The sequence below is a fragment of the Streptomyces sp. MK37H genome (genome assembly GCF_018035285.1).
Taxonomy (GTDB): domain Bacteria; phylum Actinomycetota; class Actinomycetes; order Streptomycetales; family Streptomycetaceae; genus Streptomyces; species Streptomyces endocoffeicus.
Map to the genome: position 1 here is coordinate 1 of NZ_JAAAYH010000625.1, position 3,872 is coordinate 3,872.

Sequence of the window (3,872 nt, forward strand, 5' to 3'; positions counted from 1 at the left end):
GCTCCGCCGCGCCCCGACCGCGTCCAGGACCCGGTCGCGCAGCCGCTCCCACAGCGGGGCGCGGACCGCGTGCGCGGTGGGCGCGGCTGCGCGGGCGCTCGGCGCGGTGCCCGGGGCCCGCTCGGCGAGCGCGCGGCGCCGCTTGAGGTAGAGGTTCGCGCCCCAGCCGATGACCCCGCCCGCCAGCGCGCCGGGCAGCCCGGCACCGTCCACATACATGCAGGTGGCGGCGTCCCGGCAGGTCCGGCAGCGGGCGAGGTGCTGCCACAGGTCGGCGGGTGAGGGGGAGTCGGGCGCCCGGGTGGCGGCGTCCAGCAGCTTGGCGTAGCTGCGGCACTCCTCGTCGGTGAGGGTGTCCACATGGGCGCGCTGACACCGTTCGCGGAAGGCGGCGCGGACCCGGGCGATCTCCTCGGTGGCGTACTCCGGGTCGTACCCCAGCTGCCGGGCCACCGCCTCCGTGGACCGCGCCTCCACCTCGACCAGCCACAGCAGCTCCCCGTCCGCCTCCGGCAGATCCCGCAGCGCGCGCAGGGCGAGCGGCTGGTCGCGGGGCGGGGCGGCGAACCGGGCGGCGAGGTCGGAGGCCAGCCAGGTCCGCAGCTCCGGGTTGAGCCGGTCCCCGTGCCGGTGGGCGTCCCAGTCGGCGGCGGTCTTCCGTACGGCGGTCAGGAAGAGCGGAAGCCACGGGAGGCGCTTGCCGAAGCCCCGGGTGCGGCGGTTGCGGGTCTCCCGGATGCCCCGCCGGAACGCCTCGGTGGCGAGCCGCATACCGTCTTCCGGGGTGGTGGTGCACAGCTCCGCGTAATCGGCGACCGCGTCCCAGTACGCGCCCAGCAACGCCGTGGCGGAGGTCGCGCCATCGACATCCTCGCCGGGCGCCTCGGCGACCCCGCGGCGCGTCGGGGAGCTGTCCCCGGGCGATTCCCTGGGAGATGAGTGGTCGGGCATGGAGGCAATTCCTCACTCACGAACAGCGGCGCCCCCGCCGGGGGGCAACTCTCTCACAAACGGGCCGCGGGGTGGCCAGCCAACAGCACAGCGATGCCTCGGAGTTGGGGATTCCCCTTACGGGGCGCGCCGAGCCTTTCACGCCGGTGACCTGGCTGACAAGAGACGAAGAGCAGTCCCCGTTTTGGATTGTGAGCCACCTGACAAGCCGTGGGATCCGGCCGAATCAACGTGAATAGTAGTCATGTTCACTGTCCCGTGCGACACAATGACCACACCCGCAAAAGGTATAGACCGCACAGTTCGCGCCGTGAACTCCTGTGCGCTTTCGGTGACTTCCGGTGTCGCGGGCTCGCCCTTCCCGCCGCACCGGACGCGCCTCGGTGCCGGGGGGCGGTGTCGTTGGGATCAGGCGGGCGTGTGGGGCGTATCCACCGGGGTGGGTCGTCCATATCAATCGGCGCATGACCTCCCGAAACGCGTGGTTCGGGCGCTAAGGTTCACTTCGCTCACGCGACATGTGCGGCGCGTGACGCATCGCAATGCGGAGGCCGCTCGGGGGGTCCGAGGCGGCTGTCTTCTGGGGGGACAACCATGCGGGAGATGATCAAGGGTGGCAATGTCGGCCTGGCCGCTCTGAGCGAGGACACGGGTTCCGTGATCCTGAGCCTGAACTGGAGCTCGGCGACCGGAGACGGGGACGCCGACGTCTCGGTGCTGCTGCTGAACGGTGATGGCAAGGTCCGTGGCGACGCGGACTTCTACTTCTACAACAACCCGGCCGCCGCCGATGGCAGTGTGCAACTGCTCGGCAAGACGCCGACCGCCGAAGGGAACGAGGACCGCATCAGCCTCGATCTGACGGCGGCGCCCGCGGACGTCGAGCGGATCGTCGTGGCGGCCAGCCGGTACGGCGGCGCCAGGTTCGGCGATCTCGGCGACCTGCGGGTGACCCTCGCGGACCGGGTCGGCGAGACCCTGCTGGGGTTCTCGATCGAGGACGCCGATGTGGAGAGAGCGTTCATCTTCGGCGAGCTCTACCGCCGGGGCGAGGAGTGGAAGTTCCGGGCCATCGGGCAGGGGTACGAGTCCGGACTAGCCGGTCTGGCCACGGACTTCGGCATCGACATCGACGATGACGCGGCCGACGAGGCGACGGCTGAGGAGGAGACCGCCGACGAGGTGGCGGATGCCGCGCCGGAGGCGGTGGAGCAGGCGCCCGCGCCCGGGGCCGAGGGGGCGCCCGGCATCCCCGCGCAGACGGCGGCGCCCGGCATCCTCGCGCGGACGGCGGCGCCCACGGCCCGGGTGACGGGCGAGGAGTCCGCACCGGCTACGGCCCGCCGCCCTCGTACGGCGAAGAAGAAGGTCACGCTTCCCAGGGTCGCCAGGAAGCCGCTGGCGGAGAACGAGTCGTGGCGGGCGGCTCGGCTCTTCCCGGTTTCCTCGCTCAGATACGACCGGGAACGGGAAATGCGCGCCACGTCCGTCCTGCTGTCGGTGATGACGCAGGTGCCCGAGTTCGGGCGTCGGCTCACCGCGGCCTTCGGCGCCCCCGCCGGCCGTATGGAGGCCTTCACCGAGGTCTCCTTGCCGCACGGAGGCAACGCCCCCAAGCGCCCCGACGGCGTGATCCGCGTCGAACGGGCCGGGAAACTCTGGACCGCCCTGGTGGAGACGAAGACCAACGGCAACCCGCTCAAGTCCGAGCAGGTCCAGGACTACATGGACATCGCCGCCCGGCGGGGCTACGAGGCCGTGATCACGCTGTCCAACGACGTCGCTCTCGAAGGCAGCCCACTGGTCGACGTCAAGGTTGACGGACGCCGTAAGCACAAGGTGGCGCTGTGGCATCTGTCCTGGGCCGAGGTGGCCCACCATGCCCAGATGCTGATCCGCCACGAGGGTGTCGGCAATACCGCGCACGCCTGGCTCCTCCAGGAACTGCTCCACTACCTCCAGCACGAGAACTCCGGCTGCCACGGCTTCCAGAACATGGGCCCGGCCTGGGTCCCGGTGCGCAACGGCATCGACAGCGAGACCCTGTGCCAGGGGGACCAGCGCGCCATCGACGTGGTCGAGAGCTGGGACCGGCTCATCCGCCAGGTCTGTCTGCGGCTGGGCGGCGAACTCGGGCAGAAGGTTCTGCCCGTCCAGCGCGCCAGGCGGGGAGCCGACCAGGGTTCCCGTCGTGCGGCCATGGCCGACCGGCTCTGCGAGGAGGGCCGTCTCGACGCCGAGCTGCGCATCGAGGGCGCCTCCGGGATCCTCGCGATCGTCGCCGATCTGCGCACCGGCAAGCTGCGAACCTCCATCGAGATCCCTGCCCCGGACCAGGGCTACCCCCTCAGCTGGGCCAAGCGCCTGGTCCGGCAGCTTGCCGAGGCCCCGGCCGACCTCCATGTGGAAACTCTTGTCGAGGGGCAGGGCGGCGGCCCGCGCGGCACCCTCGAGCGGCTCCGCCCCGAACCGGCCGACATGCTCCCCAAGGGCGGCGCCCGGATAACAGGGTTCCGGCTGTCCCTCTTCAAGGGCATGGGCAGCGCCCGAGGCAATGCCGAGTCCGGCTTCATCCGCAGTGTCGACGACGCCGTGGACCGCTTCCACTCCGGTGTCGTCGCCCACCTGGGGAGCCGCCCGGCCCGGCGGTCGTAGGGGATAACGGCCGTAGGGGACAACGGCCGTAAGGGATGGGGGATGAGAAGGCGGACCGGGGCGCTGTGCGGTGTGACATTGCACTGCTACCTTGAAAGGGCAAGGGACAGTGGCCCGGCCCCCTCGCCAGGAGGTTCCGCATGCCCGATCTCTCCGCGCCCTGGCATGGCGTTCATGTCGCCACGGCGCTTCCGTTCCATGACGATGACGAGCTGTCGGTCGACTACGAGGGCTACGCCGCCCATGTGCGGTTTCTCGCCGAGCAC

General features: G+C 71.0%; 1 protein-coding gene and 1 pseudogene. One reads left to right on the top strand and one right to left on the bottom strand.

Annotated features, from left to right (window positions below; all coding sequences use genetic code 11):
• A pseudogene (locus GWI24_RS41750) lies at nucleotides 1-951 on the bottom strand (cellulose-binding protein); the annotation flags it as partial.
• Nucleotides 952-1,545: 594 nt separating this feature from the next.
• Here GWI24_RS41750 and GWI24_RS41755 point away from each other — a divergent pair.
• Nucleotides 1,546-3,606 (top strand): TerD family protein, encoded by a 2,061-nt coding sequence (locus tag GWI24_RS41755; protein ID WP_210951234.1) that lies wholly within the window; start codon nucleotides 1,546-1,548, stop codon nucleotides 3,604-3,606.
• The last annotated feature ends 266 nt before the right edge of the window (nucleotides 3,607-3,872 follow it).

Coding starts and splice junctions, on each gene's coding strand:
- GWI24_RS41755 (WP_210951234.1), top strand. CDS start 1,546: ATGCGGGAGATGATCAAGGGTGGCAATGTCGGCCTGGCCGCTCTGAGC.